General features: G+C 46.5%; 25 protein-coding genes. 12 read left to right on the top strand and 13 right to left on the bottom strand.

Going from position 1 to position 26906, the window contains the following annotated elements:
- Positions 1-5: 5 nt before the first annotated feature.
- The 4 genes from G5S52_RS23715 to G5S52_RS02205 form a co-directional block, all read right to left on the bottom strand.
- Positions 6-662, bottom strand: a complete 657-nt coding sequence (locus tag G5S52_RS23715) for an AlkA N-terminal domain-containing protein (RefSeq protein WP_235956049.1) — start codon at positions 660-662, stop codon at positions 6-8.
- Positions 659-1291 (bottom strand): bifunctional transcriptional activator/DNA repair enzyme AdaA, encoded by a 633-nt coding sequence (locus G5S52_RS23710; protein WP_235956048.1) that lies wholly within the window; start codon positions 1289-1291, stop codon positions 659-661. Before G5S52_RS23710 ends, G5S52_RS23715 begins: the two co-directional genes overlap by 4 nt.
- 166 nt (positions 1292-1457) lie before the next feature.
- Positions 1458-1880, bottom strand: a complete 423-nt coding sequence (locus G5S52_RS02210; RefSeq protein WP_046308234.1) for a DUF3010 family protein — start codon at positions 1878-1880, stop codon at positions 1458-1460.
- Between the two features lie 104 nt (positions 1881-1984).
- Positions 1985-3139, bottom strand: a complete 1155-nt coding sequence (locus tag G5S52_RS02205) for an HD-GYP domain-containing protein (RefSeq protein ID WP_165011598.1) — start codon at positions 3137-3139, stop codon at positions 1985-1987.
- Positions 3140-3642: 503 nt separating this feature from the next.
- Between G5S52_RS02205 and G5S52_RS02200 the strand changes: the two genes are divergently transcribed.
- Positions 3643-4179, top strand: coding sequence for an NUDIX domain-containing protein (locus G5S52_RS02200; RefSeq protein WP_165011597.1), 537 nt, complete (start codon positions 3643-3645; stop codon positions 4177-4179).
- A gap of 78 nt (positions 4180-4257) precedes the next feature.
- On the opposite strand, the gene G5S52_RS02195 is transcribed toward G5S52_RS02200, so the two are convergent.
- Complete coding sequence (locus G5S52_RS02195; RefSeq protein ID WP_165011596.1) at positions 4258-5160, bottom strand: lipid A deacylase LpxR family protein; 903 nt, start codon at positions 5158-5160, stop codon at positions 4258-4260.
- Positions 5161-5247: 87 nt separating this feature from the next.
- Here G5S52_RS02195 and G5S52_RS02190 point away from each other — a divergent pair, with 87 nt between their 5' ends.
- The 3 genes from G5S52_RS02190 to viaA all read left to right on the top strand — a co-directional run bounded on the left by G5S52_RS02190 (position 5248) and on the right by viaA (position 9475).
- A complete protein-coding gene (locus tag G5S52_RS02190; RefSeq protein WP_165011595.1) occupies positions 5248-6096 on the top strand; it encodes a sulfurtransferase in 849 nt (282 codons plus the stop codon).
- 286 nt (positions 6097-6382) lie between these two features.
- The gene (locus G5S52_RS02185) at positions 6383-8017 is read left to right on the top strand and encodes an AAA family ATPase (protein ID WP_205743755.1); all 1635 of its coding nucleotides are present in this window, start codon (positions 6383-6385) and stop codon (positions 8015-8017) included.
- Between the two features lie 9 nt (positions 8018-8026).
- Positions 8027-9475 (top strand): ATPase RavA stimulator ViaA, encoded by a 1449-nt coding sequence (gene viaA, locus G5S52_RS02180; protein WP_165011593.1) that lies wholly within the window; start codon positions 8027-8029, stop codon positions 9473-9475.
- 61 nt (positions 9476-9536) lie between these two features.
- On the opposite strand, the gene G5S52_RS02175 is transcribed toward viaA, so the two are convergent.
- From G5S52_RS02175 to G5S52_RS02160, 4 genes are all read right to left on the bottom strand, one after another.
- Positions 9537-10160, bottom strand: coding sequence for a LysE family translocator (locus tag G5S52_RS02175; protein ID WP_235956047.1), 624 nt, complete (start codon positions 10158-10160; stop codon positions 9537-9539).
- Positions 10161-10330: 170 nt separating this feature from the next.
- Positions 10331-11125 (bottom strand): ABC transporter ATP-binding protein, encoded by a 795-nt coding sequence (locus G5S52_RS02170; protein WP_165011592.1) that lies wholly within the window; start codon positions 11123-11125, stop codon positions 10331-10333.
- Complete coding sequence (locus tag G5S52_RS02165; protein WP_046306602.1) at positions 11122-12033, bottom strand: ABC transporter permease; 912 nt, start codon at positions 12031-12033, stop codon at positions 11122-11124. The genes G5S52_RS02170 and G5S52_RS02165 overlap by 4 nt, the downstream gene beginning before the upstream one ends.
- Positions 12034-12051: 18 nt before the next feature.
- Positions 12052-13020: an ABC transporter substrate binding protein gene (locus tag G5S52_RS02160; RefSeq protein ID WP_046306604.1), complete on the bottom strand. Its 969-nt coding sequence runs from the start codon at positions 13018-13020 to the stop codon at positions 12052-12054.
- A 751-nt stretch (positions 13021-13771) separates the two neighbouring features.
- On the opposite strand from G5S52_RS02160, the gene nhaD reads away from it, so the two are divergent.
- The 3 genes from nhaD (at position 13772) to G5S52_RS02145 (ending at position 16118) form a co-directional block, all read left to right on the top strand.
- Positions 13772-15196, top strand: coding sequence for a sodium:proton antiporter NhaD (gene nhaD, locus G5S52_RS02155; RefSeq protein ID WP_165011591.1), 1425 nt, complete (start codon positions 13772-13774; stop codon positions 15194-15196).
- A 113-nt stretch (positions 15197-15309) separates the two neighbouring features.
- The gene (locus G5S52_RS02150; protein ID WP_165011590.1) at positions 15310-15768 is read left to right on the top strand and encodes a dCMP deaminase family protein; all 459 of its coding nucleotides are present in this window, start codon (positions 15310-15312) and stop codon (positions 15766-15768) included.
- 71 nt (positions 15769-15839) lie between these two features.
- Complete coding sequence (locus tag G5S52_RS02145; protein ID WP_046306610.1) at positions 15840-16118, top strand: peptidylprolyl isomerase; 279 nt, start codon at positions 15840-15842, stop codon at positions 16116-16118.
- Between the two features lie 94 nt (positions 16119-16212).
- On the opposite strand, the gene nadN is transcribed toward G5S52_RS02145, so the two are convergent.
- From nadN to G5S52_RS02130, 3 genes are all read right to left on the bottom strand, one after another.
- Positions 16213-18066 carry an NAD nucleotidase gene (nadN, locus tag G5S52_RS02140; RefSeq protein WP_165011589.1) on the bottom strand — a complete coding sequence of 618 codons (1854 nt, stop codon included), beginning with the start codon at positions 18064-18066 and terminating at the stop codon, positions 16213-16215.
- 368 nt (positions 18067-18434) lie between these two features.
- Positions 18435-18869 (bottom strand): DUF3069 domain-containing protein, encoded by a 435-nt coding sequence (locus tag G5S52_RS02135; protein WP_165011588.1) that lies wholly within the window; start codon positions 18867-18869, stop codon positions 18435-18437.
- A gap of 114 nt (positions 18870-18983) precedes the next feature.
- Positions 18984-19412, bottom strand: coding sequence for a bactofilin family protein (locus G5S52_RS02130; RefSeq protein ID WP_165011587.1), 429 nt, complete (start codon positions 19410-19412; stop codon positions 18984-18986).
- A 270-nt stretch (positions 19413-19682) separates the two neighbouring features.
- Here G5S52_RS02130 and G5S52_RS02125 point away from each other — a divergent pair, with 270 nt between their 5' ends.
- The 3 genes from G5S52_RS02125 to G5S52_RS02115 are packed head-to-tail and all read left to right on the top strand — an operon-like array spanning position 19683 to position 21209.
- A complete protein-coding gene (locus tag G5S52_RS02125) occupies positions 19683-20321 on the top strand; it encodes a YceH family protein (RefSeq protein WP_165011586.1) in 639 nt (212 codons plus the stop codon).
- Positions 20322-20335: 14 nt separating this feature from the next.
- Positions 20336-20647, top strand: a complete 312-nt coding sequence (locus G5S52_RS02120; protein WP_165011585.1) for a GIY-YIG nuclease family protein — start codon at positions 20336-20338, stop codon at positions 20645-20647.
- Positions 20648-20660: 13 nt separating this feature from the next.
- Positions 20661-21209, top strand: coding sequence for a YaeQ family protein (locus G5S52_RS02115; protein ID WP_165011584.1), 549 nt, complete (start codon positions 20661-20663; stop codon positions 21207-21209).
- A 35-nt stretch (positions 21210-21244) separates the two neighbouring features.
- Here G5S52_RS02115 and G5S52_RS02110 read toward each other — a convergent pair whose 3' ends face one another.
- A complete protein-coding gene (locus G5S52_RS02110) occupies positions 21245-23254 on the bottom strand; it encodes a putative bifunctional diguanylate cyclase/phosphodiesterase (RefSeq protein WP_368737441.1) in 2010 nt (669 codons plus the stop codon).
- 751 nt (positions 23255-24005) lie between these two features.
- Here G5S52_RS02110 and G5S52_RS23705 point away from each other — a divergent pair.
- Both G5S52_RS23705 and sbmA read left to right on the top strand, forming a co-directional pair.
- Positions 24006-25529 (top strand): EAL domain-containing protein, encoded by a 1524-nt coding sequence (locus G5S52_RS23705; protein ID WP_165011583.1) that lies wholly within the window; start codon positions 24006-24008, stop codon positions 25527-25529.
- 283 nt (positions 25530-25812) lie between these two features.
- On the top strand, positions 25813-26817 hold the full coding sequence (gene sbmA / locus G5S52_RS02100; protein WP_165011582.1) for a peptide antibiotic transporter SbmA: 1005 nt from the start codon (positions 25813-25815) through the stop codon (positions 26815-26817).
- The last annotated feature ends 89 nt before the right edge of the window (positions 26818-26906 follow it).

The raw sequence follows: 26906 nt of genomic DNA, 5'->3' as shown, positions 1-26906 counted from the left end.
TATCCTTATTCGTTGCCCGCGATGGCTTTCTCTTTTTCTGTAGCCAAATGATCTGTGACAGACAATGCCAGATAGCTTCTCCACGGTTTCGCAGAAAGTGCAGACTTCTGTCTAATTATTTCAAAACCTGCCAAATCAGGGAGACTCAACCCCCGCAGGCGTGCATAGGTATATTGTTCGTCGTTTAAGTAAGGGGTTGGTGATGCTTCTGGCCATGGTTCGTGTTTATAGCGTTCACAAATAGCCGACCAATGCGCCATGAAAGCTGCTTGTTCTTGGTCTTCTTTATTGAAAGGCTTGTTCATGGGTAATGTTGCGTCTTTGACGGGGTCAATATGTTCACCCAAATAGGCTCTTAGCCCTGCTTCTTTCATGCTCCAGCATCCGGGTATACGCAGCCCTTTAGCATCGCGCGATGGTGCGGCAAGTCGCATTACTTCATCAATCACCTCTGGATTTGCGTCCAAATCCAACAAGTGGCGAATGCGGTTGACTACGTGATAGAGCAGTTTGGGATCTTCAAGATCAATTTCCACCTCAAAAACATTCTTATCTCGCTTTAGTGTGGCGGTGAAACGGCCTTGTTGCTCCTGAACAGTAAAACGTCGGCCGTAACTATTTTCGCCTAGCCATTCAAGACCGGGAACGATCCGCGGTGTCATATAACGTTTAAAAGCCTCCCAGTGGTAGGGAGTCGAAAACTCATACTGAGGGTCATTGCTTCATGACTTTTGAACTCTTTACGGCGCACTTGAGTGGGTGAAAGCGACAATTGTTGTTGAAAGCAGTCGTTGAAGCGTCGAATGCTGTTAAACCCTGATGCAAAAGCAATATCAGCGACTGACCACTGGCTTTCATGCAAGAGCTTTTTCGCAAACAGGATTTGCTGGTACTGGGCGTATTGCTTTGGCGAACAGCCCAATGAAGCTGTAAAGAGTTTGCGAAGGTATCGATCGCTAACGCCCAGTCTTTCCGCGAGTTCAGGCACACTGTGTTCATGCAGGTAGCCTTCCTGGATCAGGTTCAGTGCACGTCGAAATGTGGTTTCTTTCCCCAGCCAGGCTGGGGAACCGGGAGCGCTGTCTGGACGACAGCGAAGACAAGGTCGAAAGCCCTGTGCTGCCGCTTCAACTGCAGAGGCGTAGTAGCGAACGTTTTCTTCTTTTGGCGACGGTGCAGGGCAGATAGGACGGCAGTAGATACCGGTTGAGACCACAGCGGTAAAGAACAAGCCATCAAAGCGTGCGTCGCGGGAAAGTCTGGCTTGTTGGTAAGTTGTATTGTCCGTCATATTTCAATCTGATTCCTGCATCTTCAGGTAGCTTGGGTATAAACATATCATCATGAATGGAGGGTATTAGCCAGAAACGGAACTGAATAGACGATCAGGTTTGAACTAAAACAAAAAGGCTGCGATTGCAGCCCTTGAAGTTCTTAGGGTCTGTTGACCCTGAGGATTATTTGTTCAGGTAAGAACAGGCAGTTAAGAACGCTTGCTCCTGAAATTGCTTAAGACCGACTTCTTTCAGCGAAACTTGGATAGGGTTGCGCTTAAGTGATGCTTTCATTTCAGAAGAACTGAACACTTCCGCTTCTACGCCTTCCAGGAGTTGCAGTGCTGCTTCCATTTTGAAGCCCACTGCACTGCCCGCGAATTTACCTTTGGTAGGGCGTTCACGGATAACAATTTTTTCGATTTTGTAGTCTTCCACCAGCTTAGCAAATTGCTTTTGGAAGTTGCGGATCTGCTCGGCACTTGCCGCGTCAGTGATCGTGAACTTTCGCGCGCGACAATCAGGCACCTCAAACAGACCTTGATTAGATTCCAGCAGGCAAATGTTTGCTTCGTTGCTTTTTAAATCGACAGCACAAATACGCATTGTTTCAGTTCCACAAGTAAAAGAGCCGACAAGTATAAGAAAAACTGTCGGCTAGGTCATGAAATAAAAAAGAGAAGTGGTGCGATTGGCGAAGAATGGAACGATCAACGGAATTCGGCAAAATCCGTTTTTAGCTTTGCCTCGGTCAGCCCGCGTATAATTTTGAGGTCGGGACGCTTCTTGAGGTCGATGTACTCGACTTCACGGAAGGATTCCGTTTTCGCGGAATAGAACATTTTCACCGTTGGGGTCATCAAGTCATCTGGATTTTCTTTGCACACCAATCCCACCCGACCGTTACTGAGTTCGACAACTGATCCGATAGGGTAGAAGCCAATACAACGGATGAATTTTTTGAGAAGATCTGGGTCGAGATGGAAAGGCGTCAGACCTATCATAATCTTGAACGCCTCTGACGGTGATAGCGCTGGCTTGTAACAACGCTCTGCGGTTAGGGCATCATAAATATCGACAATACAGGACATGCGCCCAATCAACGTGAGTTCATCGCCCTTGAGTCCATTGGGGTAGCCGTTACCGTCAATCTTTTCGTGGTGCATCAAGCTAACGTCTCTACTGAGCTTCGGCAAATCAATCATGCTATCCAAAACGGGCTGCGACAGTGTTTGGTGCTCCTTCATGTGAAGAAACTCTTCGTCGCTAAGCTTGCCCGGCTTGTTCAAGACTTCATCACGAACCAGAATTTTGCCGATATCGTGTACAAGCCCACCAATAGCGAGCTCTTCCAGCGTTTGACGATCAAGTTCCAGGTAGCGGCCAAAGTTCACCAAATGGAAGGCCACATTCATTGAATGCTCCAGCAGGTAGGCGCTTTTTTCACGTATGCCGCTAATCCAAAGCACCGCGTCTCGGCGCTCGAAAATGTTTTCTACGATATCGGAACTGACTTGCTTGACGGGTTCAATGTCGACGGGTTTGTTCTCATAGACATCGTTGAGTAGCTTGCTCAATTGCTTCTTTGATTTGTCTACGAGTTCTTTTGCAGCACCGAACTCGTCATTGCCTTTAACGGATGAGTGCTTACCTACTTTGGTTTCGCGGTACTGAATGTCTTCGTCAGAAGTAATTTGGTCGGCGTCGATATAAACAAAAAGCACACCCTTTTCGCGCAGGTTTTCAATGGTTTCCTGTCGTCGGATGAAACCCGGCTTTTTCATCTTTGTGCGGGCGAGTTGAGATTCAATTTGCTCGACATACATGCCGATCTCAACGTTATCAATGGCGACTTTCTGCAGCATTGATGTTTGCTCCGTTAAAAATCATTCGTGGTCGTTTCTCACTGGTTTAACCGACACCGTGTTGAAAAAGTGACAGGAAAAAGGCGTTATTGATGAATATAACTATATACAAAATACGAGTTTAAGGCTTAATCGTGAGACTCAAATGTCGCAATAATTTACATCCATGCATGTCGGACTTTCTTTCATCCCTGAGTGTCAGCGTTATCTGGTGTCATAACGTAATGAATATTAAAGATTAAACGTTCAGAAACGTGCTTCTTTTACCCATTGCGACTCATGTTTAAGTGGTCTAACCAGATTTCACATTTAAGGTTTTCTGTATTTTAAGAGGTCAGTCGTCAAAAGCAATAATTGACTCGATTGTCAGCAGCAAAAAAGCTTTATGTGGCTCGCATCTCTTGATCAATTGGATGATAGCCATTTATTTGCTCTGATTATCTGTTCCCGTTAGAGTGCGTGTCTTCGAAAAGGTCAAAACGCCGCGAGTCCACTTGCTATCTATGAATATTCTAAAAACCAGTTACCACCCCGAAGTACTTCCTCTTGAGGATAAATCTGTCTTTCATCGACGCGCCGCCCGAGCCATTGTAGTAAAAGAGGACAAGATCCTTCTTCTTTTCACCGAGCGATATCATGATTATTCACTTCCTGGCGGGGGGATTGATGAGCACGAAAACGAAGTAGAAGGGTTGGTTCGTGAACTCAGCGAGGAAACGGGTGCTCAGAATATTCGCAACATACGAGCGTTTGGTGCTTATGAGGAGTTTCGTCCCTGGCACAAACCGGACTTTGATGTGGTTCATATGATGTCTTATTGCTTTTGGTGTGACATTGACGATGAGCTTGGTGAAGTTTCGCTGGAAGATTACGAAGTAAAAAATGGTATGCGACCGCTTTGGGTAAATATCCATGAAGCGATAGCCCACAACAAGGAAACAATCGCAACCAGCGATAAGCAAGGCTTGTCGATTGAACGAGAAACCTATCTGTTAGAAATGGTCGTTAAAGAGTTAGGGTTATATACCCAATCAACCTGAATCCTGCATCTTCAGGTTATTTGGGTATCACAAGCAAAAGGGCAGGAAATCCTGCCCTTTATCTTCGTACTGCCTTAATCAGTAGCGATAGAAAAGTGTGAAATTGGCGTAGGCGCTATGGTTGCGCGACGCTTCTTCATACTGTTTGGAGTGGGCGGTGACGGAAGCCACGGCCCCCCAATGCCGTGAATACCAAGTCACCCCACCGGTTACGCCGGCCTGCACGTGCTCAACGTGGACATCATCATTTTCGGGCGGCTTGTCACCTTCAATCGTAATGTCATCAAAACGGTATCGGGCTTCGACAGAGGTAAAGAAGAACATACCGTTGTCGCTATGGCTTAGAAGTCCGACATCGACGGCGTTACCCGGCAACAGAGATGTTGAGCCAAAGGTATTCGATAGATCAAATCCGATCCTGTATGTGCCGCCAATAGCTACTTCGCTTTGAAAGTTACCTCCCTGACCGCGACCAAATACGCTAAATTCGCCAATGTGTCCTCTGGCGATGAGCTGGTGCGCCTCAAGACCTGCCTGATAAACGAATTCGTTATCAATTTGGTATGCCCAGCCTTTAGGATCTGGAGAGCCCACAATTTCGTGAACAATGGACTGAGCTTCTTCAGCATAGGAGTCTGGCCCAACGGTACCTAACATCAAACTCCCTTTAACCGCGTAAAAGTCGGTTTGGTGGTAGACACGTCCCATACCGTAGACTAATCCCGCATAGGGGCGCTCATTTGGCTGAGGGGTAGTGAGCTCGATATCTGAAGGCGTCCACATCTGAGAACCAATTTCCAGACTATAACCGATCACACCCGGGTCAGAAGACCAACGCAGGAAAAGACCACTGGTGTAATCTCTGTCTGTTCCCAGAGCCCCATCATTATCGAGAGAAAAAGACACGGAAGCAGCTTGTACCGGGGCGCATAATAGTGGAAAAGCAAAAATTGCAGCGCCAAATAATCTGCGTGACAACATATTGTCCTTTTTAATATTTAATAGCGACTTGGCTCATGCTATACCATTCGTTAGGGTCTTACGACGGTGAGATATAAGGAGAGTGACTTGCTACAGAGAAATGAAGTGCTGGTGAGTGCGGAGTGGTTAAGAGATAACCTGAGTTCACCAAAGTTAAAGCTGGTGGATGCCAGTTGGTTCATGCCAGGTACAGACAGAAACGCCAAATCGGAATGGTTCACGAAGCGTATTCCCGGCGCGGTGTATTTCGACTTTGATGGCGAGATTTACGATAAGTCTTCTTCACTCCCGCATATGCTGCCTTCAGAAGAACAATTTGAAAAGGCAGCGGGAGCGCTAGGTATAAGTAATGATGATCACATCGTTGTTTATGACACTGCAGGTATCTTCTCAGCCCCGCGCGTATGGTGGATGTTTAAAGTGATGGGACATGAGCATGTCGCCTTGCTTGATGGTGGCATGCCAGTCTGGGAGGCCATTGGCGGCGAGATCGTCAAAGATGCGCCTACATCACTGGAGCCAGAAGTATATCGGGCGAGTCTTGATAGAGAAGGCGTGATTGATGCCAACGCGTTGCTATCTGGCATTGAAGCAGGAACGCTTAATGTGATTGATGTCCGACCTGCAGACCGCTTTTCTGGCAGCGTCACTGAACCTAGACCCGGTGTGCGAAGTGGACATATGCCTGGTGCTAAGAACTTACCTTTTTCTACTTTGACGGAGAACGGCAAGTTCAAGTCAAAAGAGGATCTGACTGAGTTGTTGTTGCCCGTCCTTTCTGACGATTTGCCCAATGTATCTTCCTGTGGTTCGGGGGTTACCGCCTGTACCTTTGCGCTCGCAGCGGAATGGGCGTTAGGCAGGAAAGTCACAGTTTATGATGGTTCCTGGAGTGAGTGGGGCAGTCATACTGCGTTACCCGTTGTGAAAGACTAACGCAATGTTTGATAACAGCCCTCGCCAATGCGGGGGCTTTTTATGTCTGCGATAAAGGAATTCTTGTTTGGGTATTAATGAAACGGTGTAAAACTCGACATGTGTTGCGTAATTTCCATGCAACAAAAATGAAAACTAAGATTGAAAGGTAGAAGGGGTCAAACTTGAGATGGTATACAAGATGTAAGCAGATATTAATGGTTACAAAGTGTTAACAACGTGATATGAATGGAGTCATGTTGTTGATTAGTATAAATGGAGCAGCAACGTGGCGAATCAAATTGCTATGACGACAAACAATGTCTTACTCCCAGAGCGTATTCAAAAACTTGTACATGCCCTTTCAAATGGTGTTTACGAGAGGGAGAACACTATTCGCCTTTGTCTGCTTGCTGCACTCAGTGGTGAAAGTGTTTTTTTACTGGGGCCTCCGGGGATAGCGAAAAGCTATATCGCAAAACGCCTGATTGAAGCGTTTGATGACAGTCAGTTTTTCGAGTACCTGATGACCCGCTTTTCAACGCCTGAAGAGGTGTTTGGTCCTCTTTCTATTCAGGAGCTCAAAGACAACGGTAAGTATGTGCGTTTAACAGAAGGCTACTTACCCACCGCAGACGTGGTGTTTCTGGATGAGATTTGGAAAGCGGGCCCTGCCATATTGAACACCTTACTGACTGTTGTTAATGAGCGGGTTTTCCGCAATGGTAGTGAAGTACTGCCAGTTCCGATGCGCCTTTTGGTAACCGCTTCGAATGAGCTGCCTGAGCCAGACAGCGGCTTAGACGCGCTTTATGACCGTATGCTGGTACGCATTTTCGTCAACCGTATTCAGGAAAAAAGTAACTTCAAGCGTCTGCTGACGGGTGACAGCGGCGAGACTGAGATTTCCATCGGCAGTGATATTTCCATCAAAGCCCATGAATATGAGCAATGGCAGCGTCAGATCGATAACGTTTCGCTGTCTGATGATGTGTTCGAGAAAATCTACGCCCTAAAAATGCTTCTGGAGAGAGAAGCGGAAGAAGAAGGGAATAACTTCCCATCAGAAGAGCTGTATATTTCTGATCGTCGTTGGAAAAAAGCGGTACGTTTGCTTAAAGCGAGTGCATTTTTTAACGGCCGACATGACGTCAATCCCGTCGATCTTTTACTCCTGCAGGAGTGCTTATGGCACAGCCCAGAATCACGCAATGTGGTCACGCAAGTGATGCGCCGTTTCGCTCAGGAGATTTGCTTTAACCAGCAAGAAGCGTTGGCGATTGCTGACGAGGCGAATGAAGACAGTCGGGAATTGGCAGAAGAAATCAAAGATGTACTCGGCCACACGGCAGAAACCGAACTTTCAATGCGAAAGGAAAAGAACCGGATTGATTTAGCCGGTGCGCGCCGCTATTCAGTCAACATGGCGAACAATCTGGTGAAGTTCGTGATGTTGGATACCAATCCTTCTGTGTCTGAAAAAGAGAAGGGTGACAGCCGATGGGTGTATGTCGACGCCAATGAATTTGAAAAGAAAATTAAAAATGGTGCGTGTGACGTTTACGGTTACGTTAATAAAAACCCTAATCTCTGCATGTTGAAGTTTGATGTCGACGGCGAGCATCGTCTCGTGATCAAAGACATTGCAAACCGTCCTGTTCCTGTTGCCATTGCTGGTATCGACGACAATGACCCAAATACCTTTACTGAGTGGCAAACGCGCAATGAAGCTTCTATTGCTAAAATTGAAGAGGCGAAACACTTAATTCGGGTTGCCCGAACACAAATTAACGCTGCTTTACCTCATCACTTTGCCAACTCTGAATTACTCGAACTTCTGGCAAACAGCATTACCGATGCGGAAGAAACGCTGCAGCGTCAAACCACCAAATTTGAGAAAGGCGCGTTCCGAACGCGCATGTTAACCGAATACTTTGAGTAAGGAGGAGCTATGGTAAGTCCAGAAAGCCTCCATCTTGGCATGATGCTGGCGGAAACCGGCATGCTTGAGCACGCTGTCACTGAGGTGATGGCCAAGCCCCAACTTCTGGTGATGACAGAAGCCAGTCCGTCTGCGAAATCCGCGGTGCGCCAGCACATTCGCAAATGGCGTCACTCGGTTAAACGTCGTCTCAGCACAGATTGTATTACTAACGATCTGAAACAAGAGATACAGCTTTATCAGAATGCTGTCTCTCTCTCTCAGCAAGACTTCACCACGAATGCGAAATCTATGATTAAAAAGCTCGAGGGTAAATCGAGCTTTTATCTCGAAGCGCGCCGTATGTTAGAGAAGAACATCGCGAAAGAAACACCGATGTTTCAGGCGTACTTTTGCAATAAGTGGTATGAGCATCTGGCCAGTGCTATTCAAGATGCACAACAAAAAGAACTGGAAGCACATAAGGATAAGTTGCTGAAAGAGCTCTACCAGCGCATCGAAACCTACAAAACGCTGGAGAACGTTCAGGAGCATGGCGCCATTGAAAAAGTTGGCCGCCTGTGGGATTTGGCATCTTCGAAGGTGACACAAACGGATGTAGAGCTGCTCAAACGTTTTGTCGCGTTTCTAAAAGAGAATAAAGATCTTCAGGAGATCGCGGAAAAGCTAGGTCGTATGGCGAATGACGTTGATGACCCTTCGCTGCACCGTTCTCCAGCGGAAGAGTTGAAGCTGGTCGAGGAACCTGACGACAGCGTAGCTGATGATATTGTTGGTATTCACCAGAGCGATAACTTAGAGAAAATCGTGCCGAATGAAACCATTTATTTGGCTGAACCCGCGCTCGAAATCCTTTTCTACAAGCACTTTGCAGATAAACGTCTTTTGACTTATCGCATGCAAGGGATGCAACGCACCCTGCGGAAAGTGAAATCCTTCAAGCCGGAAAACAAACAGGTAGAGATAGAAAAGGGGCCTTTCCTGATTTGTGTGGATGCTTCCGGTTCTATGAGTGGCTTCCCTGAGCAGTGTGCAAAAGCCATGGCGTATGCGCTGATGCAAATAGCCGTTCAGGAAGACCGAGATTGCTCTGTGATGATTTTCTCCACCGACCACATTGCTTATGAGTTAACGGGCGAGGAGGGGTTAAAAGAAGCATTGAATTTCCTCTCATATTCTTTCCATGGCGGGACGGATCTTGAACCTGTTTTAACTCATTCGATAGATTTGATGGGAACAGATAAATACCGCAACGCTGATTTGGTTGTGATTTCGGATTTCATCGCCCCGGTACAGCCAAAAGAAGTACAGGACAAAGTAGATGCGTTGAAGCAGCAACACAACCGCTTTCACGCCATCAATCTTTCCAAATATGGAAACCCTAAGTTGATGGAAATGTTCGACCACACTTGGGATTACCATCCGTCTTTGATGGGCCGGTTGCTCAAACGATTTTAGGCGAAAGTACATAAAGAAAGCCCTGGAAATCCGGGGCTTTCTCCTTTGATTCTTTTGGATATCAGTTGGTTCTATCAGAAAATGCTAGCTTTAACCCCAAAACGGCAAAGCTGCCAGCGAATACTCTTTGCAACGCCACCGTTAAACGTTCTGAATTGATGATGTAATCGCGAACTAAAGCGGCGAGGGCGCCGTACATCAGAAAAACCACAAATGTCATCGCCATAAAGATGCTTCCCAATACCAACATGTTGGTGGTTGGAGACACCGCTTGAGCGGGAACAAACTGTGGTAAGAATGCCATAAAGAAAATCGTCAGCTTCGGGTTGAGAATGTTCATCAGGCAACCTTTAATCGCCACACCCAACATGCTCATTGGCTCTTTTTCTTCGCTAAGCGACAAAGCACTGCTCGAACGCCACATAGTCCAGGCAAGGTAAAGCAGATAAGCCACCCCAACGTATTTCACGATCTGAAAAGCCAATGCACTGGTATGTAGAATGATGGCAAGACCGGTGATACTGGCAAGCATGGAAGGAACAATACCCACTGTGCAGCCTAAAGATGCCCAGATGGTTGCTCTAGAGCCAAGAAACAATCCGGTTGAAACGGTATAAAGCACACCGGTTCCGGGAATTAGCACAACAACTAAAGAAGTTATTAGAAACTCGAGAGTTACCATCATTTCCTTCCTTTCTCTCTTTATATCAAAGGTCAACAGGCCCTAGTCAATTGACTATGTCACCAATCGACCAAATTTACGTGTCGTAGGCTTGAAACCATGACCAATACTTCCGTTTTAAAAGTAAAAGGGCAGTCGAAACTGCCCAATATGATAGGGTCGGGTTTCAAGTGTTAGCTTAGAAGCAAACTATCGTCTGCAAGTTCTTCGCCGCGAACTTTACTGAACATTTCCAATAGCTGAGGAACGCCCATGTTGGCACGTTCTTCACCTTCGACATCCAGAACAATTTCACCTTGGTGAAGCATCACGGTGCGATCACCGCAGGCTAGCGCGTCTTTCATCGAGTGCGTCACCATGAGGGCAGTCAAACCAAACTCTGTGATGACTTTCTTGGTCAGATCGATAACGAAGGCAGCCATACGAGGATCAAGTGCCGCTGTATGCTCATCCAATAACAGTAATTTACTGTCAGACAACGTTGCCATCACCAGACTGACAGCCTGGCGTTGACCACCTGAAAGAAGGCCTATGCTGTCGCTCAGACGATCTTCCAGTCCTAATCCCAGAATGGAAATGCGCTCTTTGAAGATTTCTCGGCGTTTGCCGGACAGGGCAAGGCTCCATCCACGCATACTTCCGCGCTTAAAAGCCAAAGCCAGATTTTCTTCGATGGTTAAAGAAGCACAAGTACCGGCCAGCGGGTCCTGGAACACACGGGCGGCTAGGGCAGCGCGTTGATGGACCTGCTGCTTTGTCACATCAGTACCATCAATGATTACACGACCGCCGACCATAGGCGTTTCACCGGAAACTGCACCAAGAAGGGTGGATTTACCCGCACCATTTGAACCAATGATAGTAAGAAACTGGTTCTCTGGAACCGTGAGAGAGACACTGCGCAGAGCGCGGTTTTCCAGCACGGTACCAGGATTGAAGGTGACTTGAATGTCTTGTAGCTCGATCATTTCACCGCTCCCGCTTCTTTCATCTTCTTGTTCTTCTGATACTGCTGTTTGGCTTTTGGCGCGACCAGAGCGAGTGCCACAAGCACTGCGGTGACGAGGTTCAGATCGGAAGCTTCCAAACCGAACATGCCGGAGCTAAGTGCAAATGCGACGGCCAAACGGTAGAGAACCGAACCAAGAATAACGGCAACCACAGCCACCCAGACTTTTCGTCCTGGCAGCAAGGTTTGCCCGAGGATGACGGCTGCGAGGCCGACAACGATGGTACCGACACCTGAGGTGACATCAGCAAAGCTGTTGGTTTGGGCAAAAAGCGCACCCGAAAAGCCAACAAAGCCGTTAGATAAGGCAAGACCAAAATAGGTATAAAACGCAGTGCTCGCGCCTTGTGCTTTTACCATGCGAGCATTGACACCGGTTGCCCTCAGTCCCAAGCCAAAATCACTATTGAGAAGTCGAATGACAAACCAAGCACTCAAAACAACCAGAACAAAGACCACCAGTGGTCGGGCATAAACAGGATCGATACCCATGTTTTCGAACGGTGTAAGAATGGTGTCTACGCCTAATAAGGCGATGTTTGGGCGTCCCATGATGCGGATGTTGATAGAGAACGCGGCGATCATCGTCAGGATACTGGCAAGCAGATTCAAAATGCCACATTTCACAGTAAGAAATGCGGTGATCAAGCCTGTCATAGAACTTGCGATGATAGCGGCAAAAGTGGAAATCCAAGGATCAACGCCTGAAACGATAAGCGTGGCTGCAACAGCAGCTCCCATCGGGAAGCTGCCATCGACAGTCAGATCCGGAAAGTCCAAAACCCGGAATGTCAGATATACGCCCAGAGCGACCAGGCCATAAACCAGACCTACTTCCAGCGTGCCAAAAAAGGCAATTGAGGTCATGTACTGCTCCTGACGTTCTTATTTTTCTACTGTTGTTGCACGATCCAGCAATGCTTGAGGCACTTCCAGCCCCAGTTTTTGCGCGGCTTTCAGGTTAATCGCCAAGTCAGAACCTACAGCCACTTTTGCTGGCAGTGCAGATACTTGCTCGCCATTCAATAGAGCAGCAACATAGTCAGCAGTTTGAACACCGATTTGGTAGTAATCAAAGCCCAGTGCTGCTACAGCGCCGTTAGGAATGTATGAGGTTGCACCACCAATAACAGGTTTCTTCGCTTGGTTCGCTGCGCCAACAAGACCATCAATCGCACTCGCTACTGTGTTGTCAGTGGGTGCGTAGATAGCGTCTGCCTGAGATGCGACAATTTGCGCGGCAGACTGAACGTCAGCACTCTTCAACGCAGTTCCTTCAACTACTTTCAGGCCTTGAGCATCGGCGGCTTCACGCAGAAGCTCAACCAATGCAACTGCATTCGCTTCACCTGGGTTATAAACCACGCCGATAGAAGTCATATTTGGAAGAAGCTCTTTTGCCAGTGCCACATGTTGAGCAACGGGTGAAAGGTCTGAAAGGCCAGTTACGTTAGCATTTGGCTTTTCCATGTCCTTGATGAGTTTCGCGCCCACAGGATCGGTAACAGCGGTGAATACAACAGGAATAGACTTAGTTGCAGCAACCAATGCTTGCGCAGAAGGAGTCGCGATACCGACCAACACGTCTGGCTTCTCACCAACAAATTGGCGGGCAATCTGTACAGCGATCGCAGGGTTACCCTGTGCGGTTTGGTAAGCAAATTCTAGATTTTTACCTTCTTCGTAGCCTTTGGCTTTTAGGCCATCCAACAGGCCTTGGCGGGTTGCATCAAGTGCTGGGTGTTCAACAATCTGAGAGACGGCGACTTTCGCTGTGTCGGCCATTGCTGTGAAAGGGGTAGATAAAAGTGTTGCGGCACAGCATGCCGAAAGAAGTAGTTTGGACACGTTCATATCATTCTCCGTGATGAAATGGCGATTGAGTGGTACACCCAATCTTTCCGCCAGTGTTAATCCATTGTTATATCCAAAATCTGATTCAAAATCAGGCACTAAAGTTGTGGATTAAGACGACTGTTTAAGTGGTTGCAGAGGTCATATTTGCATATTTGTTGTTAAGCCCATGAATAAAATAGGAATTTAATCGACAAGTAAACGGTGCTTAAAGATTGTGCGCACCTATTCATCAACTGCTTATGGCTATCTAAACTAGCAACATATCTCATTAATAAGTTATAAAGTAGTGAATGAAATGTCACAATGGCTTTACAGTGGTTGCCTGTGCTTTTTGTAAAAAAGTTTGATCTGCGTTAATCGTCGTTCGGTTTTTTACATTGTAAATCGAAGAGCTTAAGAGGAATACGGAGATTCTGTGACACAGTGCTTTAGCACTTTTTTGTTTTGAAATGGCAGATCATGCTCTCATTTACCAACAGTGAAACGCCAGTTATCGCCTTAAAAATCAGGTTTGTGGGTGATGCCTGAAAAGTAAACAATTTACTCTGAATTATTCTGTAACAAGATCTATCATTGTGGCGCGACAATTAGGCTCCCGGCCCTTAATAACCTTAAGGGTAACAATAAATTCATATATATCAGGGAGTCATGATTTAGGGGCGTTGCGTCTGTGAGTGTATTGAACGAGCTCATGTAGCCCGGCAGTGCCCCTCGCGAAATTCATTTAAATTCGCTTGGAGGCACCAGGATGAAGTGTATATTAGCGTTTGTGTTGCTGTTCTCCGGTAATGCTTTCGCCGCCACAGGTAGTGGTAACCCCCTAGATTTAACTCAATCGGCTGTCGGCTATATTTCTCTCATCATTTTCGCGGCAGCTTACACCCTCGTCATGCTCGAAGAGCAACTTCACTTAAGGAAATCCAAACCAGTCTTGCTGGCAGCAGGCCTTATTTGGCTGATGATTGGCTTTGTTTATTCAAATGCCGGTGAAATTGAGGTGGCACAAGGCGCGATTGAACACAACTTACTCGAATACGCCGAGTTAATGCTGTTCCTACTAGTGGCCATGACATATATCTCTGCGATGGAAGAGCGTCGGTTGTTTGATGGCCTGAAAGCCTGGATCGTCGGTAAAGGCTATGATCTTCGCCAGCTTTTCTGGATTACCGGCATCCTTTCTTTCTTTATATCTCCGATTGCAGATAACCTCACCACGGCACTATTGATGTGTACTGTGGTGTTGAAGATTGGTGGTGATAACCCAAGGTTTATCAATCTTGCCTGCGTCAACATTGTCGTTGCGGCGAATGCTGGTGGGGCTTTCAGCCCGTTTGGTGATATTACTACGCTGATGGTTTGGCAGGCGGGATTAGTCAGCTTCTCCGAATTCGGCGCGCTCTTCATTCCTTCTGTGGTCAACTACGTATTACCAGCATTCATCATGTCTCTGTTTATACCGAAAGATAAACCAGACGTGGTGAATGAGTATGTCGAAATCAAACGCGGTGCGAAGCGTATAGTCGTTCTGTTCCTCTTTACCATAGTGACAGCAGTAGGGTTCCATGGTCTGGTTCATTTCCCGCCAGTTATCGGCATGATGATGGGCTTGGCTTACCTGCAATTCTTCGGTTTCTATCTGCGTAAGACATTGCCACGTTCATTGGCGAGAAAACGCGCTGTTGCACAGGCTAAGCAAGACGAAGCGGCTCTGAAACGATTGGGTTCAGTCATCCCATTTGACGTTTTCCGCCGGGTTTCACATGCAGAGTGGGACACGTTGCTGTTCTTCTATGGTGTTGTAATGTGCGTAGGTGGTTTGAGTCTGATTGGATACTTGGCGACGATTTCCAATGTCATGTACCTACAGTGGGATCCCGTTTGGGCGAATATTATTGTCGGTATACTATCGGCGATTGTTGATAACATCCCGGTGATGTTTGCTGTACTAACGATGCAGCCGGATATGTCCATGGGTAACTGGTTGTTGGTGACACTAACTGCCGGTGTGGGCGGTAGCCTGTTGTCCTTAGGATCAGCAGCTGGCGTTGCTTTGATGGGACAGGCTCGAGGCAAGTACACTTTCTTTGGCCATTTGAAGTGGAGCCCAGTGATTATGCTGGGTTATGCAGCATCTATAATGTGCCATCTAGTGCTTAATGAGTCGCTATTTTAACGATTTTCAGCATTTCATCATGAAAGCGGCCCTAAGGCCGCTTTTTTGTTGAGCTGAGCTCATGGATTAAGCAAAATAGCGACATTGTGAATGGGTAACTTATTGGAAAGGCAATGATCTCGAAGTGGGCTGTACGTTTCTATCAAATGGCAGAGCTGGTTGGCTCTTGGAGTAAAGATCCCTCAACACAGGTTGGTGCTGTCATAACAAAAGGCAATCGTATTGTCTCTGTCGGATTCAATGGTTATCCGCATGGCATTTCTGATAGTGCAGATACTGACGATCGTGAAATGAAGCTTCTTAAAACACTTCACGCAGAAGAAAATGCCATTCTCTTTGCAAAGCGGGATTTGGCTGACTGCGAAATTTGGGTAACGCATTTCCCTTGTCCAAACTGTGCTGCGAAGATCATCCAGACCGGCATTACGCAGGTTCACTGCCCTGAACAAACGGAAGATTTCCTTTCACGTTGGGGCGAAAAAATTAAAGTTAGCGCAGATATGTTTGAACAAGCGGGTGTGAAAGTCACTTGGTTGCCACTGGATGCACTGAAAAATACTACAGCGAACTAAATCTGGAATGGTAGCGGTCTCGGAGATATAATCCGCGGCCAATGAAAGAACGGCAGTAAAAGGGCACATGCATGGCCAGCACAGCACACGCACTCCATATTCTGGTGAAGCACCAGAACCAGGCGGAAGATATTGTTAGTCAATTAAAAAAAGGCGCAAAATTTCAGACGCTGGCAAAGAAATACTCCACCTGTCCGTCAGGCAAAAAGGGCGGCGACTTGGGGGAGTTCAAGCGCGGTCAAATGGTGCCTCAGTTCGACAAAGTGTGCTTTAACGCTGAAGTGCTGACGCCGCACATTGTTAAAACCCGCTTCGGCTGGCACGTGGTGAAGGTTCTGTACCGGACCTGAAAAGAGCACTTTGCTTTTAAAATTTCGGCTCTTTAGAACATAGAAAGAGGCCAAGTGATTCACTTGGCCTCTTTTAGTTTTGCTTTCTGCGTCATTAACGTTTTGGCGTAAACGTCTGGGTGCTGCGATCTTCTTCAGAAACTGGCTGAATTTTTTGGCCACTTTCCGTCAAACCACGAACGTAATCGATGAAGGTTTCCGTATAGAGCTTCAACGTATCTTCATACTTCGATTTATCACCGGAAATTTCACCAAAGGTCAGGTAGCCGTCTTTACCACCTGCAATGTAGTTGTTGGTAACGACAACAAGCTCACGGTCGTCAGCCAGCTTAGACCAAGTGCCATCGCCTTTTGCCTTCACTTCGAAGTTGTGAACACGCTGACCGGCAGGTTTGTTGAAATCAACATCGTAACGGATACCCGCAGAGTACGGGTAAGCGCCGTCTGAACCTTCAGCACTGTTGTCCACATATTCCAGGTAAGCTTTATCAACAGCTTCGTTGATGACTTTCTTCACCTGAGCACCCGTCATGGTCAGGTTAACCATGGTGTTATTGAACGGAAGTACTTTGGTCGCGCCAGCTACCGTAAATGCACCTTGGGTGATGTTTGCACGCGCACCACCACCGTTTTGGATAGCAACGTCAGCGCGCTTTGTTTCTGCAAGGAAGGCTTGAGCAACGAGGTCAGCGACTTGAGAGCCGTGCAGATTGGTTTGCGCATCACAGCCGTCTGCACCTTTATGTTTCTGTTGACCCGGAACACGGTCATAACACAGTAGTTCGGAAGACTGAGCAATTTCCTGATCTTTCAGCACATCCAGCTTCTGGCTGAATACAGAAAGTGTTTCTGCTGTTGCTTCATCTGGCTTAACCTGTACAAGGTTAGGCTGAGCTTTAACATCTGCAATCACTTCTGCAAGTTCAGCACCAACCAGAACCTGCTTCTTGCCATTTTCATCTTTACGTTTGAACTCCTGACCAATCAGAAGGTGTGGCGTACCGTTACATGAGGCCACTTTGCCGTTGCCATCAAACGATACTGAAAGTTCGCCAAGAATTTGAGTGTATTGCCAAGCTTGAGCAACACAAACCGTGTCGCCATCTTTGTTTTTCATCAGCGTTGGATATGGCCCATCGCTTTTCAAGCCTACTTCCGCGAAATCACCCAACAGGGTGTGTGAGTCACCACCGACGATAACGTCTACATCTGTCAATGCTTCAGCCAGTTGAAGGTCGTTTGAGTACTGATAGTGGGTTAATAAAACGATGTTATTAATGCCTTGAGAAACCAACTCATCAATGTATTTCTGAGCCGTCTCGACTTCGTCCAGGAACTGAGTCGATTCGTCCGGGTTCGAAGAATTCATTGTTTTGTTGGCGATATCGATACCGACAATACCGATTTTCTGGCCGCCGTACTGCTTGACAGTGTAAGGCTTGAAGTAGTCGTTTGCAGAATTCTGGGCGAGAGCAGAAACGCCTTGCTCAGGAATAACGTTTGCAGCCAATACTTCAGTGTTGCAGTTACCTTCGTTTAACCAATCAAGGAACTGTGCCAGACCTGCATCTCCGTCATCGAATTCGTGGTTTCCTAATGCAAACGCATCAAAACATGCGTGATTCATCATGGCAGCGTCAGCTTCGCCTTTGAAGAGAGCGTAGTAAAGCGTTCCTGAGATCGCGTCGCCAGCGTGAAGCTTCAATACGTTGTCATTTGCGTTGGTACGCTGATCGAGTGCCGAAACCAATGCTGGATAGCCACCGACTTCAGCATACGTAGATTTACCTGCCAATTTCAGCTTCTGAGAAGAGGACTCTAAATGAGAGTGGTGATCGTTAATGTGTAAGATAGTGAGATCGAACGGAGCATTGTTCGAATTGTCGACAGCACATCCTGTTGCGACTGCTGCTGTCAGGAGAGCTAATGCTAGTGGGCTTTTCTTCATTTTTCGTCCCTGTAATTCTGTAGATTTTTAGGCTGGCTTTCGCACAGCTTACAACTATAGGTTCTAAATGAAATTGGATGGCAACTTACACTTAATTAATGAGAAACGGGTCGTAAAATGCAGCCATTTTGTGACATATTTGTGAATCTATTCTGCTTGTTACAGTTTGTATTAATTTGTCTGGGATATATATAGGGGAGAATTGGGAGGCAGGACGCAGGTTTTTGGCGACAAGTTTTAAGCGTAAATAGCTCGTGCTTATGTGCGAATCCGAATTTTCATTCCTTGCGATATCCTGACAGTTACAAAACAAAAAAGAGGTGACATTGTCACCTCTTTTTTGTTCTTGCTCGGTTGTTAAGCGAAAATTACTTGGTGAAGATTTCGCGGAATTCGCGTTTCATCGCTGGTTTCAGGCGAGCTTGCTTCAGTTGCTTAACCAGATCTTTCACACAGTTGTGTAGTAGTTTATCCAGCAAAACGGCTTTGTATTCTGCAGTTTTCTCTTCGTCCATGTCATCGAACTTCATGTCTTGGGTTTCTTGCATGAAATCCAGACCCGCGTAGCTTTGGCTCAGGCTAACCAGTGCGTGGAACTGCTCGAAGTTGTCCAGAATGTTTTGTGCACTTGCAGGCATTGTATCCCAAGCTTCGCGAACAACGCTTTCAGACGCTTCATGAATAGATGCCAGCATGGTGAACAGCTCGGCTGGTACTTGTTCATATTTGATCACTTGCTGCAGTTCTGCAGACAGATCTTCCAGCTTGACGGTTTCTTGCGCTTGGTTTGCTTGTTCAGACATCTTGGTACTTCCGAAATAATATAATTTCGCGGATCGTATAATGTTGGCGAATGAAGTCAACAGTTGAAAGACAATAGGGCAGTTAACTGCTGATCATTGCATCAGAATATGTATTTAGGCCGATGCAGTAGATTTTTCCTGATTTGAAGCTGGTTTTTCTGGTGAGCTTTTATCCTCGTTGACCACTTTGAGTGATGGCTCGTCTTTCAGTTTGTTTTCGCCCATCAGGCAACCGCCTTTGGCAATGGTCAATTGCTCGCTTTGAATTTGGCCTTTCATTTTACCCGAGCTCAGGATGTTGACTTCGCGTGCAATACAGGTGCCTTCAACATAACCATTGATGGTGACGTGCTCTGCACGAATGTCGCCTTTAAAGTGACCAGTAGAAGAAATCACGACATTGCGTGCGTTGATAATGGTGCCTTCACCTTGGCCGTCAAACTGAATGTCACCTTCCAAGTCAAATTCACCGATTACACGGCATTCTTTAGCGATAAGTGACAAACATGGGCTCGATGTTGCCTTTTTTCCGAACATACCCATTACTTTCTCCTGTACTCCAAGTCGGCAAAATTATTCACCTAAAACAACAATTGGGCGATTTTATCTGAAAACTGATAAATCACGTGACAGAAAATTGTCTCTGTTGAGCCAAAATCACAGGAATAAGACGATTTTGCAGGTCGACATTCCATAAATTGACCAAAGTTCCGGCAGTTACCGCGCCAATATGGCAAATACTCGTATGGGCAGTTGCCGTGCTAGCACTTGATTGCTATAAACCGCTGCATAGGATTTAACTGAGGTATTCTCATGGCGATTGAACTCAACCCTTATGAAGCGCGAGTGATTGGATGTTTATTGGAAAAAGAAGTCACTACGCCGGATCTCTATCCATTGACCCTCAACAGCCTGACCACTGCCGCTAACCAGAAAAGTAACCGTGAACCTGTTTATGCACTTAGCGAAGCGGAAGTGCTAGATGCCGTGGAATCGCTCAAGTCCAAACGACTTATCAGTGATTTGGAAGGCTTTGGTAGCCGAGTGACTAAATACCAGCACAGATTCTGTAACACGGAATTCGGATCGCTCCAGTTCTCGGAGCAAGAGAAGGGTATCGTATGCGTGATGCTGCTGCGTGGTCCCCAAACCCCAGGCGAGCTTCGTACCCGAACAAACCGTTTATGCGAATTCAGCGATGTGGGTCAGGTTGAATCAGTGCTAAATGGCATGATTGAAAAGGGCTATGTTGCTCAATTGCCAAGAGAACCTGGTAAACGCGAAAGCCGCTACGCACATCTCTTTGGGTCAGAAGCCCCAACCGAGACGGTGACACCTTCATTCTCACCAGAACCGCAACAAGAAGGTCTGACTGATCGTGTCGAAGCATTAGAAGCCGAAGTCGCTGAACTCAAAGCTTTGGTTAATCAACTCATGGACAACCAAGGCTAGCACATCTTTACGTCATGACTTTGACTCCTTCCAACGACGTGCCTCTCTGGCACGTCTATCTCATTCGTGCGCGTGATAACTCTTTGTATTGTGGTGTTACCACTGATGTTATGCGTCGATTTGATGAGCACCAGCAAAACGGCACAAAAACTGCAAAGTACTTGAGAGGCAAACAGCCTCTTACACTAGCCTGGTCTTATGAGGTGGGAACGAAACAACAGGCGATGTCGCTTGAGTGGCATATCAAGCGGCTGACAAAACGTGAAAAAGAACAACTTTGCAAAGAACCTGACCGTATACAGGTCTTATTGAACGACAAATTTTAGAGTGGGTATAACCATGGCACTTAAAGCAACGGTGTATAAAGCCTCAATCAATGTGGCTGACATGTCGAGAAATGTATATCTCGATCATTCAGTAACGCTGGCGCAGCACCCGTCAGAAACTGAACAGCGCATGATGCTTCGTCTGCTTGCATGGACCATGTACGCCGATGAGCGTCTGCAATTTACAAAAGGATTGTGCGAAGACACAGAGCCGGAGCTGTGGATCAAAAACTACAGCGATGAGATTGAACTTTGGGTTGAACTTGGCTTGCCAGATGAAAAACGCCTGAAGAAAGCCTGTTCGCATGCAAAAGAAGTGGTGTTGTTCACCTATGACGACAATCCAGCCAGCGTTTGGAAAGCGAGCATGTTGAACAAACTGTTCCCGTTCAAGAACCTGACGATTATCAACGTGATTGATGAAGTGTTGGATGCAGCCGCAGCGGCAAGTAGCCGCACGATGGCCATTCAGGCAACAATTGAAGATGGCCAGATTTGGTTCTCAGTAGGGGATTCGGTCATCGCGATTCAACCGGATGTCTGGAAAACTGCAGCAGCATAACCAGAATGCTTTGCAATTTGCGATAATAATGTCAATTAAGAAGCCGGGTATAAACGCCCGGCTCTTTGTTTCTTGAGTTCTGTCATCAGTTGTTCTGCGGTCATTGGCGCATAGTAGTAATGGCCCTGGGCAAAGTTACAACCAATGTTTCTCAACAGTTCCTGTTGATCAAGTGTTTCTACGCCTTCCGCAACCACTTTCAATTGCAGTAAGTTCGCCATGCTGACCACTGCCTGACAAATTACCAAATCGTCTTTCGATTCTGGCAAATCTTTGATAAAGCCACGGTCAATCTTTACGGTATTTACAGGGAAATGCTTCAAATAGGCCAGCGAGGAATAGCCGGTACCGAAATCGTCAATCGCCAGACTAATCCCCGAGGTGGTAAGTCGGTTGAGAATGTGTTGGTTTCGTTCAAGGTTTTCAATGAAAACTTGTTCCGTCAGCTCAATTTGAACGCGCGAAGGCGGAATGTCGTATCGGGTAACGGAGCGAATAACATAGTCTGCCAGATAACCATCCTGAAACTCGTGGCCAGAGACATTGATAGCAATACATTTTGGCGCACAGCGCTCATCGAGCATGTGCGAATAGTGTTTAAGCGCAGTATCAACGACCCAATGACCAAGTCTTTGCATCAGGCCAGTTTCTTCGGCAGTTTTGATGATGATGTCGGTGCTGATCGCCGCGCCACTTTTGGCTTCCCAACGCACTAAAGCCTCTACGCCGACAATCTGTCGCGTGCGAAGATCGACCTGTGGCTGAAAATAGAGCTCAAGCTCGTCGTTATTGATTGCCTTGCGGATCGCACGTTCCAGCTCTTTCTTGTGGTTCAGCTGGTCTTGCATGGTCTGGTTGTAGGCGACAACTTTTCGGTTTCCAAGAGCTCGTGCTTTATTGGCGGCGGTATCTGCATGGCGTACCATGTTTTCCGCACGAAGATCATCACTGTAGCGATAGGCGATCCCAATGGCACAACTGGTCAATATGTCGTTGTCTTCAATGTAGAACTCTTCTTCTAGACACATTCTCAGCTGGTTGGCCTGCATTTCCGCTTCCAGCTGGGACATGCCTGCACAGGCAATCATAAATTGATCGTGGCCCGTGCGCCCAAGTATCGCGTGTGGGGGAAGCACCGTTTTAAAACGTTTAGCTGCTTCGAACACCAATTGGTCAGCAACCAGATGACCGTACATATCATTGATCTCCCGAAGTTTATCGAGAGATAGACACATCAAAACAATGTCTTGATCGGAGCTGAGAGCCCGGTCGAGATAGGTTTGTAGCGCAAATCGATTCGGAAGATGGGTTTGTGGGTCATGGTTCGCAGTGAACTGCAACTGAGCCTCGACCTCACGCCTTTGGATGATCTCTTTCTTCAACTTATAAACGGTTTTGGACTCTGCACGACGCCCGATAATGTTGACCTCCAACAGGTACAGCGAAATGGCGACCAGCAGCGTCACGACAATACCAGCGAGGAAAATCAGCATAGGCAGCGAGAAATAGACTTGGTCGAACTGTGGTCGTTGCCATACTGTCAGCTGCCACTGTCCATTTAGTGCGGTGAGTTCAACCGTATCCATCATTGCGCCACTAAAATCTGGCAGATTTCCAACAAAAGGGGCGTTGCCGTCGCTCAACACGAGCTCTTGTTCAGGGCGTAGAAATTCAGTAGCTATAGCTTCGATCATTTGTTTAATGTTGTAGCTTGCGCCCAAATAGCCCGCTACCCGTCCATCAAAGAAAACGGGGTGGAGCATTTCAATCGAAATGGCGCCGTTAGGGGCAACCCGAACTTCTGACGTAGAAAGCTTAGATAGAACCGGCATGCTATTGAACCGGACGGAGGGCGCTATCTGCCAGGCACTTTCCATCGGTTTTGGTGTGAAGTAAGCCGGGGATGTATAGAGAACTTCTTGGTTTTGATCTTGCCAGTAAACACCCGAGAAGAAAGGAAAGGTACGCTCGATACCTGTGGTGGCACTCTGCCAGTTATCCTCATTGACTTGGCCTTTGTTTTGAAGGTTGTTGGCTAACCACACCAAAAATAGGCTTCTTTTTGCAAGTTCACTTCAATGGCACGTTGTACGCGGTTGACTTCCACACTCAACATTTGGTGTTGAAGATCTATCTGCCTCGAAAGGGCACTTTTATACAAAGTAAAGGTAGAGATAAGGATAACAACGCAAACTACGACGATCCCGAGCAAAGAAAGGAACCTTGGGGCGTTTGCGTCGGTAGTTGTCACGTTTTCCGAAAGAGGTGGCACAGAAGGCAAGTTAAACCCTTACATATGAGTCATGTGTCTCTATAAAAAGTCTATGTCATATGCGTCAGATCGCAATGTGAAGTGGAATAAAAATCCTAGAAATTCAGCAGGTCGGAGAAGGGTGTCATGACATCGCCGGCACTTATGGTTTGGGATATGATTTTTGAGACAGGTCTTCAATTTGGAAACAGGACAGCTAGCTCATACTCAGCGATAAATGTTTTCTAGCTTGGGAAAGTGTCGAAGAAAGAAGATTAATCACGCTTAATGCTGATTTATGACCGAATGATTATCTAGGTTTAAAATCGTTCAAAAGTACTCAAACTGCAGATTAAAACGTGGGTTTGATACTATCTCCATGATAAACAGAAAGTAATTTGACAATTAGCAGTGTGGATGTGTCGTGAAGGTAGACACAAAACGTGAAGGGATTAATTTTGAATTAGTCTCGTATTTTTACAAAGATCGTATTGCTATTTGTCCTATCCTTACTATCAATGATTTGGGATTCAACAGGAGCCTCAGTGGATTGGCTCAGAAAACACATTAAAGCGCTATCGATTATTTTTGTGACTGTTCTTTTCGCTTACTTCTCGCAGTTTGCGGTTTCCAACTGGTTAGTGAAGAAAAAGATCAGGGAAGATGTCTCCGTGCTCTCTGAACTCTACTCTGAGCTCTATCGTCAGAGTTTTGAGCAGATGCGGGCGCTTGAAGAAAACCTGCTCTATCAGTGTGACAATGATGATGTCGAGTTGATGAGCGAGTCAAAGAATCAAAATCTCTTTATAGAGTATGTTGACCTGCACCTCCCCAGCGGGCGTTCTTGTTCGATATACAACGTCGACAAGGCCGGACGTGAGTTGATGACCTTTTCCTCCGAAGAAGAGATCTTCTTTGACCGTGTATCACTCATTTTGAGTGATCATCAATTTGAAGAGATGCGTCTTCAAAACAAGCAGGGCCTTCTGCGATTCACCTTTCAACAGCCAAGAAACTTCCTATCCAATTGTGATCGCTGCCTTTATATGGTGGTGAGGGTTAATGGACAGGAGATCTCACTCTACCAACGAAACGATTTGCCTTATCGTCAGGTCTATAGCGGAGAGTTGGACGGAGACATTAATGTCAGTTTGTACATCAATGAAGATGGGGTTGAGTATCTGGTCGGGGATCTTGTGATTCTGTTCGGCGCGCTGGTGATTTTGTTTGGGGTCTTAGTGGCTGTGGGTGTGGAACTCAACCAATCAGAACGCAAAGGACTCAGTGGTCTCCTCAATGAAGCTATCGAGTCTAATGCCCTCAAGCCTTTCTATCAGCCGATTGTTATGCCGGAAGGAAACGGCTATAGAATCGTCGGCGCAGAAGTGCTGGTTCGCTGGCAGGCGAGCCACGGCGAATTTATTCAGCCGGATACCTTTATCCCGCTTGCAGAACAAAACGGGGCCATAGATAGGATTACCGACCAACTGATAGATAACGTGTTGGCTCACCTCAATGACATTCGAGTGCCAGAAGGGTTCTTTGTCAGTGTTAATGTATCCCCTAGTTATCTGGAGAAATTTGATACTGCGGACAAAATCCTTAGCAAAATTGAAGAAGCAGGTTTGGACCCTCATCTGCTGTCGCTTGAAATTACTGAGCGGACAAAATTTGGCGATCTTAATAAGGCTGCAGTCTGTATCGAAGCGCTGACAGATAGAGGGATCTCTATCAAATTGGATGACTGTGGTACGGGCTATGGCGCTTTTTCCTACCTTCATGTGCTTAACATCGACACCATTAAGATTGATCGTATGTTCGTCGATGGTATTGGCATGGAAGACTTTAAGAACACCATTCTTGATTCCATTCTCGCGTTTGCACGTGAATCTAAGCTCCATGTTGTTGCAGAGGGTGTGGAAACCAAAGTGCAGGCTGACTACCTGATTAAATCTGGAGTCGAAATGCTGCAAGGCTCTTATTTCGGTGACCCTGTGCCTTTCGAGGTTTTCCGCAAACTGGTAGATAACGACGAACTCATTGACGCCTCAAACATGGCCATTCAGTAGCCATTACCCAAAATTCCTGAGCTCTCTCTCCATCAGGTTTTTGGGTAAATGATCACACAATTTAGCAAGGTGTGAACTCCATCAATATATTTCCTGACAAGTGATAGAATAATCAACAAGATCAATTTGTTATCTTTTCGTAAATCAGTCCACTAATGTCTAGACTTGAAATGATCTTCTTAGAAAAACGTTCATTTTATAAACCTCTGACAGATTGGTCTGAGGGGAGAGAAATTCTTTAGGGTATATCAAAGAGTCACACAGAGTTTTGGGAAGTGTTTATATGTTTAAATCTTTTTTTCTGGATAGACGCTGGTTTCACTGGTCGATATTAGGCTCCGCGCTCATTCTTTACGTGACCTGGTACAAAGTAGAGTTGGATGTTCAGATAAATGAATGGTTCGGTTCCTTCTACAACCTGATTCAAAAAGCGCTCTCTGAGCCAAATACCGTCGAGTTTGACGAATTCCTTTCCTCATGCCTCGAGTTCTTGACCATTGCGACCATCTACATTGTTGTGGCCGTGATTCTTGAATTCTTTATTCGCCATTACGTTTTTCGATGGCGAACCGCGATGAATGACTATTACGTTTCACACTGGAGCAAAATTCGCCACATCGAAGGGGCGTCTCAACGTATTCAGGAAGACACGATGCGATTTGCCCGCATCATGGAGTCTCTCGGCGTAAGCTTTATGCGTTCTGTGATGACACTGTTTGCCTTCCTACCGATTCTTTGGGTGCTGAGTGAAAATATCACTGAACTGCCTTGGATTGGCGAAGTGTCCCGCTCGCTGGTATATATCGCCATCTGTTCCGCACTGTTTGGTACTGTGCTTCTGGCTGTTGTGGGCATAAAGCTGCCAGGATTAGAGTTTAAAAACCAAAAAGTAGAAGCAGCCTACCGGAAAGAGTTGGTTTATGGCGAAGACCACGAAGACCGTGCAGAGCCAGAATCGTTGAAAGAACTGTTTTTTAACGTGAGACGAAACTATTTCAATCTCTACCGTCATTACCTCTACTTCGATATTGCTAAATGGTCGTATCTACAGGGAACAGTGATTGTTCCTTACATTGCCTTGGGTCCAACCATAGTGTCCGGTGCTGTTACCTTGGGTGTGCTGCAGCAAATTATCCGTGCGTTTGGCAGGGTAGAAGAATCTTTCCAGTTTCTGGTGAATTCCTGGTCGACTATTGTTGAGCTCATGTCTATCTACAAGCGCCTTAAAGGCTTTGAAGAACAGATCGATTTAGCTATTGAAGCCGAACAGTCCACCGCGACCGATTAACCTTTGAAAACTGCGAACTGAAACGCCTCTCCTGACCAGGGAGGGGCGTTTTTTATTGCATGGCGCAAATTTATCACCTTGTACACAAA

This window comes from Grimontia sedimenti, assembly GCF_011045095.1.
GTDB lineage: Bacteria > Pseudomonadota > Gammaproteobacteria > Enterobacterales > Vibrionaceae > Enterovibrio > Enterovibrio sedimenti.
Note: the sequence above shows the minus strand (reverse complement) of the source record. Positions and strands in the feature narration are given on the sequence as shown.